Source organism: Pseudomonas syringae pv. cilantro, assembly GCF_001293775.1.
GTDB lineage: Bacteria > Pseudomonadota > Gammaproteobacteria > Pseudomonadales > Pseudomonadaceae > Aquipseudomonas > Aquipseudomonas syringae_P.
Genome location: NZ_LGLN01000032.1, coordinates 257,326 through 272,565 on the forward strand (window position 1 = coordinate 257,326; position 15,240 = coordinate 272,565).

Annotated in this window: 11 protein-coding genes and 1 pseudogene; 4 read left to right on the forward strand and 8 right to left on the reverse strand. The window is 59.6% G+C overall.

The features are described 5' to 3' along the window. From gspG to ABJ99_RS06675, 4 genes are all read right to left on the reverse strand, one after another. Window positions 1-432, reverse strand: coding sequence for a type II secretion system major pseudopilin GspG (gene gspG, locus ABJ99_RS06660; protein WP_007249177.1), 432 nt, complete (start codon window positions 430-432; stop codon window positions 1-3). Between the two features lie 24 nt (window positions 433-456). After that, window positions 457-1,659 carry a type II secretion system inner membrane protein GspF gene (gene gspF / locus ABJ99_RS06665; protein ID WP_054085139.1) on the reverse strand — a complete coding sequence of 401 codons (1,203 nt, stop codon included), beginning with the start codon at window positions 1,657-1,659 and terminating at the stop codon, window positions 457-459. After that, window positions 1,656-3,380 (reverse strand): type II secretion system ATPase GspE, encoded by a 1,725-nt coding sequence (gene gspE / locus ABJ99_RS06670; RefSeq protein ID WP_007249175.1) that lies wholly within the window; start codon window positions 3,378-3,380, stop codon window positions 1,656-1,658. Before gspE ends, gspF begins: the two co-directional genes overlap by 4 nt. Before the next feature lie 83 nt (window positions 3,381-3,463). Beyond that, window positions 3,464-3,691 carry a hypothetical protein gene (locus ABJ99_RS06675; protein WP_054085140.1) on the reverse strand — a complete coding sequence of 76 codons (228 nt, stop codon included), beginning with the start codon at window positions 3,689-3,691 and terminating at the stop codon, window positions 3,464-3,466. 495 nt (window positions 3,692-4,186) lie between these two features. Between ABJ99_RS06675 and ABJ99_RS06685 the strand changes: the two are divergent. Next, window positions 4,187-6,929, forward strand: a pseudogene (locus tag ABJ99_RS06685) (beta-glucosidase). Window positions 6,930-6,968: 39 nt separating this feature from the next. On the opposite strand, the gene ABJ99_RS06690 reads toward ABJ99_RS06685, so the two are convergent. Genes ABJ99_RS06690 through ABJ99_RS06700 form a run of 3 tightly spaced genes read right to left on the reverse strand, consistent with a single transcriptional unit; the run spans window position 6,969 to window position 9,404 of the window. Beyond that, window positions 6,969-7,616 (reverse strand): TetR/AcrR family transcriptional regulator, encoded by a 648-nt coding sequence (locus tag ABJ99_RS06690; RefSeq protein ID WP_054085142.1) that lies wholly within the window; start codon window positions 7,614-7,616, stop codon window positions 6,969-6,971. 58 nt (window positions 7,617-7,674) lie between these two features. Then, window positions 7,675-8,844 (reverse strand): MFS transporter, encoded by a 1,170-nt coding sequence (locus ABJ99_RS06695; protein WP_122235132.1) that lies wholly within the window; start codon window positions 8,842-8,844, stop codon window positions 7,675-7,677. A gap of 20 nt (window positions 8,845-8,864) precedes the next feature. Beyond that, on the reverse strand, window positions 8,865-9,404 hold the full coding sequence (locus tag ABJ99_RS06700) for a GNAT family N-acetyltransferase (protein WP_054085208.1): 540 nt from the start codon (window positions 9,402-9,404) through the stop codon (window positions 8,865-8,867). Between the two features lie 105 nt (window positions 9,405-9,509). Between ABJ99_RS06700 and ABJ99_RS06705 the strand changes: the two genes are divergently transcribed. The 3 genes from ABJ99_RS06705 to solA all read left to right on the forward strand — a co-directional run bounded on the left by ABJ99_RS06705 (window position 9,510) and on the right by solA (window position 13,869). Then, window positions 9,510-10,400, forward strand: coding sequence for a LysR family transcriptional regulator (locus tag ABJ99_RS06705; RefSeq protein WP_054085144.1), 891 nt, complete (start codon window positions 9,510-9,512; stop codon window positions 10,398-10,400). 261 nt (window positions 10,401-10,661) lie between these two features. Continuing rightward, window positions 10,662-12,245 (forward strand): aldehyde dehydrogenase (NADP(+)), encoded by a 1,584-nt coding sequence (locus ABJ99_RS06710; RefSeq protein WP_054085145.1) that lies wholly within the window; start codon window positions 10,662-10,664, stop codon window positions 12,243-12,245. Between the two features lie 448 nt (window positions 12,246-12,693). After that, entirely contained in the window at window positions 12,694-13,869 is a 1,176-nt protein-coding gene (gene solA / locus ABJ99_RS06715) for an N-methyl-L-tryptophan oxidase (RefSeq protein ID WP_054085146.1), read from the forward strand. Window positions 13,870-13,878: 9 nt separating this feature from the next. Here the strand turns inward: solA and ABJ99_RS06720 are convergent, their stop codons facing one another. Next, window positions 13,879-15,240 carry a TolC family outer membrane protein gene (locus tag ABJ99_RS06720; protein ID WP_054085147.1) on the reverse strand — a complete coding sequence of 454 codons (1,362 nt, stop codon included), beginning with the start codon at window positions 15,238-15,240 and terminating at the stop codon, window positions 13,879-13,881.

Genomic DNA, 15,240 nt, shown 5'->3' on the forward strand with positions numbered 1-15,240 from the left:
TTACTCCCAGTTGCCCAGATCGGCGCTATAACCTTCACCACCTGGCTGACCGTCCTGACCGTAGAAAATCAGGTCGAAGCTGCCATGCTGGCCAGGAAAGCGATAACCGAACGCATGGCCGAACGGGTCTTTGAGGTCCGAAGGTTTGGCGTAAGGGCCATTCCAGTTGGAAGCGTTACCGGGCTTTTCAGTCAGTTGCTGCAACGTTTTGGGTGGCGAGCCGACATCCAGCGCGTAGCTCTCGATTTTCATGCCCAGGCTCGCCAGTTGCGCCTTGCCTGCGCCGTACTTGCCCTTGTCGACGTTGCCGCCCACCTGACGCACGACAATGGTCGCCACGATGCCCAGCAATACAATAACGGCCAGCATTTCCAGCAATGTAAAGCCGCCCTGACGGCGTGCGGGTTTGAAACGTATGCGGCTAAAGCTCATCGGGATGGTTCCTCATTCATGAATTCAGATATTGCTGGTCAGGCTCATCAGCGGCAGCATGATGGCCAGCATGATCACCGCGACCATGCCCGCCATTACCACGGTCAACGCCGGCACCAGCGCCGCCAGCATGCGGTCGATACCGCGCTTGGCCTCAACGTCGAATACATCGGCGACCTTGAGCAACATGGTGTCCAGTTCGCCGGCCTGCTCACCGACCTCGATCATTTGCAGCGCGAGGTCCGGCAGCAGTGGTTGCGCACCAAACGCGCTGGCCAGTGTGCCACCGCCCTTGACCGACTCCGCAGCCTGCTCGACCTGTGCCTGCAAAGCACGGTTGGTGCACACTTGGCGCGCGATGACCAGTGCCTGCAGCAATGCCACGCCATTGGTCAGCAGTGTGCCGAGGGTACGTGTCAGTCGTGCGGCTTCGATGCGCTGCAATAAAGGGCCAATGACCCGAATACCCAGCAGACGACGGTCGCGCCGCTCACGCCGTTGCGGGTCGCGCATGCGAATGGCCATGCCCCAGATCAACGCAATGATGCTCGCCAGCACCACCAGGCCGTAATCACCGAGAAACTGCCCGAGGTTGAGAATGACCTCGGTGATCAACGGGATCGGCACCCCGAGGTCTTTGAAGATCGGCACGAATTGCGGCACCACATAAGCCAGCAACAGGGCCAGCGACCCCAGCACGCCGACGACCAGAAATGCCGGATAGATCAGCGCGTTGATCACTTCGCCACGCAGCAACTGGCTGCGCTCGAGGTAATCGCTCAGTTGGCGCAGGGTTCCTTCCAGCGCACCTCCGGCCTCGCCAGCGCGAACCATGCTTATATAGAGAGGCGAAAACTGGCTGCCCTCTTCTTCCAACGCCACGGACAACGGCTTGCCGGCCTTGACCTGCTCGCGAATGCGTTCGATCAGCGCTCTGGTCTGCGGCTGGCCCGGCTGTTTGAGCAGAATGCCGAGTGAACGCTCCAACGGCTGACCTGCGCCCAGCAGGGTTGCGAGCTGTTGGGTGAAACTGACCAGCGCAGCGCCATTGAGCATGCCACTGCCCAGCGCACGACGCAGACCGCCGAGCCCGGCGGCGTCTACCTGCAAGACCATCAAGCCGCGCTTTTGCAACGCAGCGATGGCGGCCTCCTGATCCCGAGCTTCGAGCGTGCCGTTCTGCGGCGCGCCCTGAGTGTCCAGCGCGCGGTATTTGAACAGGCTCATGTGCCTTCACCGCGGGTCACGCGCAACACTTCTTCCAGCGACGTGACACCTGCCACGGCCTGGCGCAGGCCTTCTTCGTGCAACGTGCGCAATCCGCCACGGCGGGCAGCCTCCTCCAGCGTCGAGGCATCGGCATGGCGCATCAACAGGCTGCGCAGTTCTTCGTTCATGACCAGCAATTCGGTGATTGCACTGCGCCCGCGATAACCGCCACCCGGCGCATCGGCGCGCGGGCGATACAGGCGAATCGGGCGCTCGTCGGTGAAGCGCTCCAGGCCATGTTCGGCAATCAACTCCGGCGGCGCATCGAAGGCTTCACGCGTGGCCGGGTCCAGACGTCGTACCAGCCGCTGGGCCAGAATGCCGTTGACCGTGGAGGCAATCAGATAGCTCTCGACGCCCATGTCCAGCAAGCGGGTGATACTCGCTGCGGCGCTATTGGTGTGCAGGGTCGAGAGCACCAGGTGACCGGTCAGCGAAGACTGGATGGCGATGCGGCAGGTTTCCAGGTCGCGCATCTCACCGATCATGATGACGTCCGGGTCCTGACGCACGATGGAGCGCAGCGCCCCGGCGAAGTCCAAGCCGATGGAGGGTTTGACCTGAATCTGGTTGATGCCTTCAAGCTGGTACTCGACCGGGTCTTCAACCGTGATGATCTTGCGCTCGGCTGTGTTGAGCCGGGACAGCGCAGTATAAAGTGTGGTGGTCTTGCCGGAGCCGGTCGGCCCGGTGACCAGCAGGATGCCATGCGGACGCTCCAGCACATCGAGAAACTCGTCCAGCCGCTCGCCATCGAAGCCCAGGCTCGGAAAATCGAAGTTGATGGTCTGCCGGTCGAGCAGACGCATGACCACCGATTCACCAAAACTGGTGGGCACGGTGGACACCCGCAGGTCCAGCTCCTTGCCCTGAATACGCAGCATGATTCGACCATCCTGTGGCAGACGTCGTTCGGCGATGTCGAGCCGGGCCATGATTTTCACTCGGGAAATCACCGCTGCCGAGGAGCTGGACGGCGGCGCTTCTGCTTCGTGCAGCACGCCGTCGATGCGGTAACGCACCTTCAGCTGGCTTTCAAACGGTTCGATATGAATGTCCGACGCCCGCTGTTCGACCGCGCGTTGCAGGATCAGGTTGACCAGCCGGATGACCGGCGCTTCGGAGGCCAGGTCCTTGAGGTGCTCGATGTCTTCCAGCGAGCCGCCCTCGTCATCGAGGTTCTCGATCAGAGTGCCCATCGCCGAACGGCCTTGCCCGTAATAGCGCTCGATCAGTGTTTCCACCTCGTTACGCGGACCGACGGATAACCGCACTGGCACCTGACAGGCGTAAGCGATGGCTTGAAACGGGTACAGCGTGCCGGGGTTGGCGCCCAGTACTTGCAAGCCCTGGTCACTCCAACCGACCGGCACGACTTGATAGTGGCGCATGAAGCGCTCGGTCAACGGCGGCAGCGGGTCGAGCATGGGCGGCACGCTGTCCGCCAATAACAACGGCGCATTCAACAACGCAGCCCAGGCGCGAGCCAACTCGAATTCCGACACCAGCCCTAGACGGGTCAACAGACCAAGCAGCTCGGTGCCTTCGGATTCCTGCTGTAAACGGTGCGCACGCTCCAGATCGACCGCTTTAAGACCGGCGTGTTCGATCAGCCAGGCGCAGACCTGCTCGGCATCCGGGATCTGGATGCGGGATATATCAACGGGAACTGGCGGCATGGATGAGGGCATTTTGCTACTTCGGAGGGACATATTACAGCACTCTCCAGCAAGAGAGTGCTGCGTTCAAAGGCTTAAAACGATCAGTTTGACTGCTTTTGAGGGGTTGCGTTCTGCGGACGGCCACCTTTTGTCGTTTCGGTCTTCTGCCGTTGCGCCTTTTGTGCCGCTTTGGCGTCCTGGGTCTGGGTCATCACGGTCTCATCGCTGGCGCCGGAAGTTGCGTCTGCAGAGGTTGATTCTTCGGCCACTACTGCGCCACTCAGGGCCAGGCCTAACACTACAGCTGCACTCATGATAGAAAACTTCATCGGGATAACTCCTCGGGAAAAACAAGAGAACACTGCGTTTCGCAGCAGACGTATTAAAGATCGGGCAAGAATTAACGCACAGCACGCATGGCAACTTGCGAGCCGTCTTTCTTCATCCTGAAAAATCTTAAACCCATCTACCAGTAGGTTTAAGAAGAGTTCCTCATTTGTAAAGAAAAACCAACAAAAAAAAGAAAAATACGCTTTTGTTTGACATTTATGCCGTCTTTTAGACTTAATTGTCACCGCTAACAAACCGGAGGCGCTGTTTTTGATATCAAAATGATGGCGCCCTAGATACAGCACAACATAACAATTAAAAAAGAAAACCGATAAATAAATAGTCATAAAAATCGCGATCCTTACAGCAGGAAATCGCGACGAAGGATGCCTGTTGCCTGAAGAATTATTAAAGACTGACTTACAAGTTTCGGCTTGTTGAGCCTGCGCTAAAGCGTGGACAAACAGTTAATTTAAACGCAGTTGGAGAGCAACATGAACAAACGAAAGATGATGGGCGCGCACTCGGCACTGGCCTTGCTGGCGCTGGCGGTTTCGCAGGTACACGCCGCTGATGCGACCGTGCAGCAGGGCCGTGAAGATCGCGCCGAAAAAGCCGCGCAAAAAACCCTCGCCAAGATGACCATGGAAGAAAAAGCTGGCCTACATCGGCGGCACCGGCGGCTGGGACGTCAAGCCGCTGACCAACTACGGCGTTCCGCAGATTCATGGCGCTGACGGCGGCGTGGGCGTGCGTTACACCAGCGAAGGCAACGATCAGGGTGTGGTCTATCCGTCCGGCCCTAACCTTGCAGCCACCTTCAACCCGCGTCGTGCCATCGACCTGGGTCGCGCGCTGGGCTATGACACTGCAGTCGGCGGCTACCAGTTCATCACTGGCCCGGGCGTCAACCTGTACCGCATGCCTTACGGCGGCCGTGCATTCGAATACCTCTCCGGTGAAGATCCGTTCCTGGGTGCCAGCCTGGCACCGGGCGTCATCAACGGTATCCAGTCTCGTGGTGTCTGGGCCAACGCCAAGCACTACGCGGCCAACGATCAGGAAAGCAACCGCTTCAACCTGAACCAGACCATGCCAGAGCGCGTTCTGCGCGAAATGTCGCTGCCTGCGTTCGAATCGTCGTCGAAAAACGGCAACGTGGCGATGATGATGTGCGCCTTCCAGAAAGTGAACGGCGAGTTCGCTTGTGAAAGCGAGCACCTGATCGCCCAGATCCTGAAGAAGGAGTGGGGCTTCAAGGGCTTCGTACAGAGCGACTACAACGCTGTCGTTCACGGTTTCAACGCTGCCCGTGCCGGTATCGATCTGGACATGATGGGCTTCCAGATGAACAGCTCCGTGCTTAAGCCGCATCTGGATGCCGGCGACCTGAGCGCTGCGACCATTGACGACAAGGTCCGCCGCATCCTCAAGCAGATCTACCTGTACAAGTTCGACAGCAAAGTGCCGCTGACCACGCACAACATGAACAGCTCGACCAGCAACAAGGTTGCTCTGAACGCTGCGCGTGAAGGCATCGTGCTGCTGAAAAACCAGGACAATCTGCTGCCGCTGGACAAGCAGAAGGTCAAGAAGATCGCTGTTGTCGGCACCCTGGCCAAGTACTCGCCGCCTACCGGTTTCGGCAGTGCCAACGTCATGGCCAGCCATTACGTCAGCGAATTGAGCGGCCTGCAGCAAATCGCGCCGAACGCCAAGGTCGACTTCATCGAAGGCCTGTCGCTGGACCCGAGCACCAGTGCCTGGACCACCACCGACACGGCTGGCAACGAAGTTCAAGGCATGAAAGTCGAGTACTTCAGCAACGCCGACTGGTCCGGTGATGCAGCCGTCACTCGCACCGAGCAGCACGTGGATCTGGACTGGGCCAACGACAAGAACCTGCCTTTCGCAAGCAACACCTCGGCGTCCGATGCGTACACCACCAAAGGTTCGACCGCTGGTGAGATGAACGGTGACACGTCTTCGACTTCGATCCGCTACACCGGCAAGGTCACCCCGACCCAGAGCGGCGAGCAAGTGTTCAAGGTTCGCGCCGACGGCGCTGTGCGCCTGTGGGTCAACGGCAAGAAAATCATCGACAACGGTGACGGCAAGCCACTTCCGGGCAACAGCATTCCGCCAACCATTCCAGAGTTCGCCAAGATCAGCCTGGAAGCTGGCCAGTCTTACGATGTGAAGCTCGAGTACTCGCGTCGTGCCGGTTACCTGTCGACCATGGGTGGTCTGGTCGGTGTGCAACTGAGCTCCGCTTCGCTGAACGCGCCTCAGGACCTGTCCGGTTATGACGCCGTTGTGGTTGCCGTCGGTAACAGCAATGAATACGAAGGTGAAGGCTTCGACCACAGCTTCGATCTGCCAGAGTTCCAGAACGAACTGATCCAGAACATCGCCAAGGTCAACCCGAACACCGTGGTGACCATGTACGGTGGTACCGGCCTGAAGATGAGCGACTGGATCGAACAGGTTCCAGTGGCACTGCACGCCTTCTACCCGGGTCAGAATGGTGGTCAGGCGCTGGCCGAGATTCTGTTCGGCAAGGTCAACCCGTCGGGCAAGCTGCCGATCAGTATCGAACGCAACATCGAAGACAACCCGGCCTACGCTTCCTTCCCGAAATTCGACAACCAGAATTCTCTGGCTGAAATGGATTACAAGGATGACCTGATGCTGGGTTATCGCGGTTACGAGAAGAAAGGCATCAAGCCGCTCTACCCGTTCGGTTATGGCCTCTCGTACACCACGTTCGGCTACAGCAACATCAAAGTGACGCCTGGCGTCGCGGTGGGCAATACGCCGATCAAGGTGTCGTTCGACCTGACCAACACCGGCAAAGTCGGCGGCTCGGAAGTTGCACAGCTGTACGTTGGCCAGCAGAACCCGAAAGTCGAACGTCCGATCAAGGAACTCAAAGGCTACAAGAAGGTGTTCCTCAAGCCGGGTGAAAGCAAGCGCGTGACCATCGAGCTGAATGATCGCTCGCTGGCCTACTTCGACGAGAAGAGCAAGCAGTGGGTCGTCGATGCCGACACCTTCAACATTGCACTCGGTGCGTCGTCGCAGGACATCCGCCTGAATGCCAAGCTGGTCAACTCGTTCCGTCAGGAACTGTCGACCACCACCAGCAACCCGCTGCCACGTTCCGCTCTGAACTCGGTTCTGGTCGAGAAGCCACCGGTCAAGACCGGCGGCGTATTCAAGCAGACCGTTGAGTAAGCGTTGCGCTGACTGACTGAAAAACGGACGAATAAAGGCTCAGGGACGAGCCCTTACCGCTGCATCGACCTGCGCAATGTAGGCATCGAAACACTCGACCAGATCCACCTGATCGGGAAAGCGTAACCACTGAATCTGCAAGCCATCCATCATGGCCAGAATCTGCTGGATCACCTTCGACACATCCACATCCGCCCGCACTTCCCCGCGCTCGACCAACTCCGAAAACTGCCTCAGCAAATGCGCGTGAATGCGCTCATAGCGCGTCTGGAACCACTCGAATGCCGGCTGGCTGTCCAGCAGACTTTCGGCATTGAGAATCGAGAAGGCGCGTACCACGCCCGGTGCGGTGGAGTTGGAACGATTGATGGCGCGCAGGCCGTTGAGCAGGCCGGTCAGCGTGTTTTCTTCGGTACGGACTTCAGCCGCGATTCGACCATTGACCTCATCACGCCGTTCCAGCACGGCCATCAACAGGGAAATCTTGCTCGGGAAGTGGTGCAGCAATCCGGCGACGGAAATACCCACAATGGCTGCAACCTTGGCGACCGATGCGCCGGTATAGCCCTCAAGGGAGAACAGCTGCAAAGCTGCGTCGAGCAATTCTTCGCGACGCTTCTCGCCCTTTGGCGCGCGCCGATGCCGCGTTGTAACCGTGCCCGTTTCCATGGGTTCGTGCCGAGTCATATCAGGGTCCTTTTTGAACAGCCGCGTACCCTAATCATTCAGACCGCCTCACGCAACGCTATTTAACCTGGATTGTCAGACAATTTATCCTGGTCTTACAATAGCGTTGCATGAAGATTGCGATTAACAACAGCACCACACTGATACCTATCGACAGGCTGAGCAATCCGCGCTCGGCATAATTGTCCTGTACCCATGCAAAAAACCAGGGCGCAGCGGCAGACAATAGAAAGCCAGGTGCCAGCAGCCGCCCCTGCAGGCGCGCATAGTGTCGAAGGGCGAATAGCTCGAACGGAAGATTCGCCCGCAGCAGAGTAGTCAGCCCGTTCATGGCGCCGTAACCGAAGACAAACAGACAGGCCAGCACGGGTCGCCCATCGGCAAAGAACGCCAGGGCAAAGCACACCACCAGACCGCTCGTGACCCAGACATTCAGACGCAAGGCGGAAAGCGAACGGGCCAGCAACGCCTGGATCAAGCGTGCGCAGGTCTGTCCGATGCCCCACAGCGCCACCCACCCCACTGGCACACCGAAGCCAGACAACAACGCGGGCAAATGCGCAGACAAACCGGCAGACATGAAACCGATCAGCGCCACGCCCAGCGCATACCCCGCCTGCCGCTGCCACGCCGTGACGTCGGGCGACAAGGCCACTTTAAACTGAGGGCGTGTGGCGGGCGGTACATTGGGCACTGCGCTGAACAGCAACCCGCCAAGCAAGGCCAGACAGGCATAGACAGCGATCGCGCTGCGCCAGCCGACGATCTCCAGCAACGCATGCCCCAGCGGCCAGAATACCGCCGAGGCCAACCCGCCCAGCAAGGTGATCTGCACCATCAACGGCCGGGCCCGCTCACCGAGCAGTCCGGCCAGCCCGGCGAACAAGGCGTCATACAGCGACAGGCGCATACCGAGCCCGAGTACGGCCCAGCCAATGAACCAGACCTGCGGGGTATCACACAGGGCCAGAATGCAGCAGCCCGCCGCGTTGAAAACGGCACCCCACTGCAACACCTGACGAGCGCCGAAACGCTGGATCAGCCCCGCGCTGAGGGTCGAAACCAGCGCCATGACCAGCAAGGCGACTGACAACCCGGAAAAAACCCGCTGCGCGCTCCAGCCCAGGTCATTGGCAATGGCGTTGCCGAAAGCACCCGGCAAATAAAAGGTCACGCCCCAACTGATCAGTTGCGCAAGGCCCAGTCTGAACACCTTCAGTTTGGACAGAGGTGTGCAGGCCACCTCCGTCAGATCCGGCCGGCAGGGACGCTGTTCGATCCTTCGCCCAGCGCTCGCTGCATCAGCACAGTGTCCACCCAGCGACCGTGCTTGAAGCCGACCGACTCGAAGACCCCGACCCGACGAAACCCCAGGCGCTCATGCAAGCGCAGCGAAGCAATGTTTTCGCTATTGCCGATCACCGCGATCATCTGCCGCCAGCCACCCTGCTCGCAGCGCTGTACAAGTTCGCCCAACAGCGCCTGACCGATGCCGAGGCCGCCCATGCCGTCACGTACGTACACCGAATCCTCCACCGTGAAGCGATAGGCCGGACGAGGTCGATAAGGCGTGACGCAGCCATAGCCGACCACCTCTCCTGCGCGTTCCGCGATCAGATAAGGCAGACCGTTGGCCAGTACCTGTGCTCGACGCTGAAGCAACTCGGCCAGATCGGGTGGTTGCAGTTCGAAACTGGAAATCCCGTGCAGAACATGGTCCGCGTAGATCGCCTGCACGGCAGGCATGTCGTTGGCGTGAGCGTCACGCAGCGTAAAAGTCGGAGTCATGGCAGGGCTCTTGCTCAGAGACAGGTAGATGGCAGCAATCATGCCGCTCAGCCCGACATTAAAAAAGCTATGATTAATCATCCTCAGCATAAGAATTACTTTGCAATGTATCGATTGAACCTCAATCACCTGCACACCTTCTCGCTGGTCATCGCCCATGGCAGTTTCTCTGCAGCCGCAGAGCACCTGCACCTGACCCAGCCGGCGGTCAGCCTGCACGTGCGGCAGCTGGAGGAACAATTGAACCTGCAACTGATCGAGCGTGTCGGCAAGCGCCTCAAACCCACATCGGCGGGCGATACGTTGCTGGCGCATATCGCACGCATCGATTCGGTGGTCGAAGACGCCCTGCAGGATTTGTCCAGCCATGCCAGCGGCGTCGCCGGAAAAATCGCCATTGGCACTGGCGCGACCGCCTGCATTCATTTATTGCCGCCCTTGTTGCGGGCTTTACGTCGAGACTTCCCTGAGCTGGATGTACGAGTCAGCACCGGTAACACCGATGGCATTCTCAAGGCAGTTGAAGAGAACCGCCTGGACCTGGCGTTGGTCACCCTGCCCGCCTCGGGTCGCAGTCTGTACATCACAGCGTTGCTTGAAGACGAGTTCGTGGCGATTTTCGCCGAAGGACAGCAGCCACCGCCCGCCAGCATGGCGCCCGAATACCTTAGCGGGCTGCCGCTGGTGGTCTTCGAAGCAGGCAGCAGCACACGCCTGCTGATCAACGAATGGTTCTTACAGGCGGGGATTCGCGTCAAACCGGTCATGGAACTGGGGAGTATCGAAGCGATCAAGGAAATGGTCGCGGCCGGTCTGGGCTACAGCATTGTGCCGCGCATGGCGGTCATTGCCGCCCATCATCGTCGCGGGCTGCACGTGCACACACTGACGCCGGGGCTGAGCCGCACGCTGGGCATCGTATTGCGTCAGGACAAACCGGTCAGCCGCGCATTGCGCCAGGTACTGGATGCCTTGCAGCACCTGAAAGGGTCATAAAGTGTGTTCAGCATGAGCATGCCGGCCTCGTCGATAAGCTATAACAGCAATTGCAATGCGCTGAACAACCCCAGCCTGGCAGTTGCGTCGGCAGCGAATCAGGTTGTACGATGACTGCCCACTGATGAATACATTGATGCAGGTCTGCTTTGATAAGCCGCATCGACGACAAACCGCAAAGCAACTCGGCAACCCATAAAGGAGCGCATGGTCCGGACCTCTTCGGCGCCCGCCTCCCACTTCCAACAACAGGAGATACCGATGCCTAACATTCTCGGCCAGAACTTCATCGCAGGCGGCCGCAGTGCCCTCGGCCAAAGCCTGCAGAAGAGCCTGGATGCCACCACTGGTGAAGAATTGCCTTACAGCTTTCACCAGGCCACCGACGGCGAAATCGACGCTGCTGCACTGGCAGCCAAAGCTGCATTTCCTGAGTTCCGTCAACTGAGCCCGGCCCGCCGTGCTGATTTCCTCGACGCCATTGCTGATGAACTGGACCAATTGGGTGACGATTTCGTCGCCATCGTTTGTCAGGAAACCGCCCTGCCTCAGGCGCGCATCCAGGGTGAACGCGGTCGCACCAGCGGCCAGATGCGCTTGTTTGCCAAGGTCCTGCGACGCGGTGACTTCGTTGGTGCGCGCATCGACCTGGCGCTGCCGGATCGCAAGCCGCTGCCGCGCGTTGACCTGCGCCAGTACCGCATCGGCGTCGGTCCGGTGGCTGTGTTCGGTGCCAGCAACTTCCCGCTGGCGTTCTCCACGGCCGGGGGCGATACCGCCGCAGCACTGGCTGCCGGTTGCCCGGTGGTCTTCAAGGCGCACAGCGGTCACATGGCGACCGCCGATCTGGTGGCCAGTGCCATCATCCGCGCGGCGGAACGCACGCAGATGCCAAAAGGCGTGTTCAACATGATCTTCGGTAACGGCGTTGGCGAAGGCCTGGTCAAGCACCCGGCCATTCAGGCCGTAGGCTTCACCGGCTCACTGAACGGCGGTAATGCGCTGTGCAAAATGGCTGCCGAACGTGCGCAGCCGATTCCGGTGTTTGCCGAGATGTCGAGCATCAACCCGGTCGTGCTGCTGCCTGGCGCGTTGAAGGCGCGTGGCGAAACCGTGGCCAAGGAGCTGGCCGGCTCGGTAGTGATGGGTGCAGGCCAGTTCTGTACCAATCCGGGCGTGGTCATTGGCCTGCGCTCGCCTGAATTTTCGACGTTCGTCGAGCAATTGACCGAACAGATGGCCAGTCAGGCGCCGCAGACCATGCTCAATGCTGGCGGTCTGCGCAGCTACAGCAAAGGTGTCGAGCATCTGCTGTCCCACTCTGGCGTGACCCACCTGGCCGGCAAGCCGCAAGAAGGCAAACAAGCTCAGGCGCAGCTGTTCAAGGCTGACGTCAGCCTACTGCTCAATGGCGATCAGCTGTTGCAGGAAGAAGTCTTCGGCCCGACCACGCTGATCATCGAGGTCGCGGATGACGCGCAGCTCAAGGATGCATTGCAAGCCCTGCGCGGCCAGCTGACAGCAACCGTGATCGGCGAACCGGCGGACCTGAGCCAGTACAGCTGGCTGCAACCGATTCTGGAAGAAAAAGTCGGCCGCATCCTGTTCAACGGCTACCCGACCGGTGTTGAAGTGTGCGAAGCCATGGTCCACGGCGGCCCGTACCCGGCGACCTCGGACGCGCGCGGCACGTCGGTGGGCACGTTGGCCATCGACCGCTTCCTGCGCCCGGTCTGCTATCAGAACCTGGCGGACAGCCAGTTGCCGCCTGCTCTGCAAAACGCCAACCCGCTGGGCCTGCGTCGTCTGGTCAACGGCGAGTGGAGCGATCAGCCTGTCTTGTAATCGCTGGCCTGTAGCCTCTGAAATGACAAAAGACGCCACCCGATGAGGGTGGCGTTTTTTTTTCAAAAAAATACGCCTGGGCTGAATGAAAAATATTTGTGCTTTTGTGCGCACAGTCGCGTGAAACAGCCCCCTTTTTGCCCTCTGGCCGCAGCACCATAGAAGTGCAATTCACAGGCTGTTCATAAATTAACCACACAGCTGTAAGCCACGTGTAACAAGGGTTTCAAAAAGTTACCCACAGACATACCCACGATTTCCGTGGACAACTTTTCACTGATTCCGGAACTTAAAAACCCTGAGCAGTGCAAGCGTAAATTTTTTGGCGAGCGTCGAAATCTGTGTCGCGCAGAGAGACAGCGCTTTGACATATGCTTAGGCCTGATTGACTGTTGATGGGAAAAACCCATCCCCCTGAAATGGTTGCTTTTTTCGAGGTGCGCAGCAAATGGAACAGCGTTGCAAGGTGGCCGTGCTTGGCCTGGGTGCCATGGGTGCGGCCACTGTCTATCAACTGGCCAGGGCCGGAATCGATGTCATCGGCATTGATCGACATGATCCGCCGCATACGTATGGCTCCAGCCATGGTGATACGCGCATCACCCGCCTGTCAGTGGGTGAAGGTCCGCAGTATCTGCCGCTGGTACGCCGTTCGCATGACATCTGGCGTGAGCTGGAGGCGCTGACCGGTGAATCACTGTTCGAGCAGTGCGGAGTGCTGGTGATGACGTCCAGCCCGAGTTACGACCCCGCGGACAGCAAAGACTTCACCCACATGACCATCGCGCTGGCCCGTGCGTATGGCGTTGAGCACGAGGTCCTCGATGCGGCCGCCATCCGCGAACGCTTCCCGCAGTTCTCCCCCGTGCTGGACACCGCCATCGGCTACTTTGAACCGGCAGGCGGCTTTGTCCGACCCGAGCGCTGCATCGCTGCGCAACTCAAGCTGGCCAGGCAGCACGGCGCGCGACTGCTGACCGGTGAGACGGTCTTGCAGTTGCAGAACCACGGTGAACAGGTGCAGATAACCACTGACCAGCGCGCGATCATTGCCGACAAGGTGGTGGTCAGCGCCGGCATGTGGTCGTCTGAACTGCTGGGCGCCCCTTTCAGCGATTTGCTCAGGGTCTGTCGGCAAAAGCTGTTCTGGTTCGGGTTACAGGAAGACGCGCGCTTCGCACCGGCCTCGCCGAGCTTCATCCTGACTCACGGGCCGGGCGAGGTTGAAGTCAGCTACGGCTTTCCGCCCCTGCCCGGCGAACACAGCATGAAAATCGCCACTGAACAGTACCAGGACGTGTCGATGCCGGGCACGCTGGATCGCACCATTTCGACGCGGGAGGAACAGGAAATGTTTCGGACCCAGGTACAGGGAAAGGTCGCCGGACTTACGCCGACGGTGGTCAAGTCATCGGTGTGTACCTATACCGTCACGCCGGATTACCACTTCATCATTGACGAGCATCCGCACCTGAAAAACGTGACCGTGGTCTCAGCCTGCTCCGGCCATGGCTTCAAACACTCGGCCGGACTCGGGCTGGCGCTGGCGCAGCGCTGCATTCACGGCGAGAGCGAGGCAGACCTTTCGGCCTTCTCGCTGCAACGCTTCGCCACAACGGTGTAACCCGCGCGCTCAACGCGCCAGCACGAACGCTTCGTCGATACGTGCCAGGTCGGTGTCGCGCAAGGTGCCCGCGTAGTAATGCAGCTTGATCCAGGCCATCAAGTAGTCATAGCGGGTCTTTGCCAGGTCGCGCCGGGTGCTGTAAAGCTGCTGCTCGGCGTTGAGCGCATCCAGATTGACGCGCTCGCCGCCGAGAATGCTCTGCCGCGTGGACTCGACCAGCGCCTGCGCCGAGACCAGCGCTTTTTGATAAGCCCGCAGCTTGCTCACACCCGACGCGCAGGCATTGAACTGCCGCCGTACCTCGATCAGGGTTTCGCGAGTCTTGCCCTCCAGCTCGTATTCGGCCTGCTCACGCTTGCTGTTGGCCTGACGCACCGAGGCACTGGTACCGCCCCCGGCGTACAGCGGCAGGCTGAGTTCGATGCCGACGGTGTTGGTGTCGTAGCGCTGATTGTAGGTATTGCCGCTGTCGGACTCGTTCTGACGAATGCTCGCGTAAGCATTGACCGTCGGCAGATGACCGGCGCGATTGCGCTCCACCTCATACCGCGCCACTTCCAGCGACTGACGCTGCGACGCCAGAATCGGGCTGTTGGCCAAGGCCAGTGCATGCCATTCGGTATAACTGGAGGGTGCCAGCACCAAAGCCTGAAAACTGTCCTTCAGCGGCTCCAGCCGAGCGACGTCAATGCCCGGTTCACCCAACAACGCGCCAAGCTCGCGCAAGGCCGCATCCTGCTCGTCAGTCGCTTCGATCTGCTCGGCAATCGCCAGCTCATTGCGCGATTCCGCTTCGAGAATATCGGTGCGTGTGCCCTCACCCTGCTGAAACATCTGCCGGTTCTGCGCAAACTGACGCTCGAAGGCCTGTTGTTTGGCGCGGGCGATGTTGATCTGGTCCTGAGCGAACAAGGCCTGGGTGTACAACGTCAGGACCCGCACCAGCAATTCCTGACTCTTGCTGCGGAAGGTCTCGTCGGCAAACAGCGCCTGAGCAACGCCCTTGCGGTAATTGGCGTATGCCTCGTAGTCGATCAGCGGCTGCTGAATCGTCAGGCTCGAACCGAAGCTGTTGTAATGGCGATGATCCGTGGTGTCTTCGCGCCCGCCCTTGAGGGTGGCTTTGGAATCGTTGCGACCCTTGTTGTAGGTATACGAAACACGAGGCAACAGGCCGGCACGCCCGATGATGCGGTTTTCCAGCCCTGCGTCACGCTCCTTGATCGCGCCGAGGAAGGTCGGATCGTTGCGCAGCGCCAGCGCGTAGACCTCGAACGGGCCCATTGCATGGCTGGCGGGAACCGCACCCAGCAACCCGCCCAGCAAAATGGCCGTCAGCAAAGCGGCTTTCAGAGGATAAGCAGACAT

Coding starts and splice junctions, on each gene's coding strand:
- gspG (WP_007249177.1), bottom strand. CDS start 432: ATGAGCTTTAGCCGCATACGTTTCAAACCCGCACGCCGTCAGGGCGGC.
- gspF (WP_054085139.1), bottom strand. CDS start 1,659: ATGAGCCTGTTCAAATACCGCGCGCTGGACACTCAGGGCGCGCCGCAG.
- gspE (WP_007249175.1), bottom strand. CDS start 3,380: ATGCCGCCAGTTCCCGTTGATATATCCCGCATCCAGATCCCGGATGCC.
- ABJ99_RS06675 (WP_054085140.1), bottom strand. CDS start 3,691: ATGAAGTTTTCTATCATGAGTGCAGCTGTAGTGTTAGGCCTGGCCCTG.
- ABJ99_RS06690 (WP_054085142.1), bottom strand. CDS start 7,616: ATGACTCGGCACGAACCCATGGAAACGGGCACGGTTACAACGCGGCAT.
- ABJ99_RS06700 (WP_054085208.1), bottom strand. CDS start 9,404: ATGACTCCGACTTTTACGCTGCGTGACGCTCACGCCAACGACATGCCT.
- ABJ99_RS06705 (WP_054085144.1), top strand. CDS start 9,510: ATGTATCGATTGAACCTCAATCACCTGCACACCTTCTCGCTGGTCATC.
- ABJ99_RS06710 (WP_054085145.1), top strand. CDS start 10,662: ATGCCTAACATTCTCGGCCAGAACTTCATCGCAGGCGGCCGCAGTGCC.
- solA (WP_054085146.1), top strand. CDS start 12,694: ATGGAACAGCGTTGCAAGGTGGCCGTGCTTGGCCTGGGTGCCATGGGT.
- ABJ99_RS06720 (WP_054085147.1), bottom strand. CDS start 15,240: ATGTCTGCTTATCCTCTGAAAGCCGCTTTGCTGACGGCCATTTTGCTG.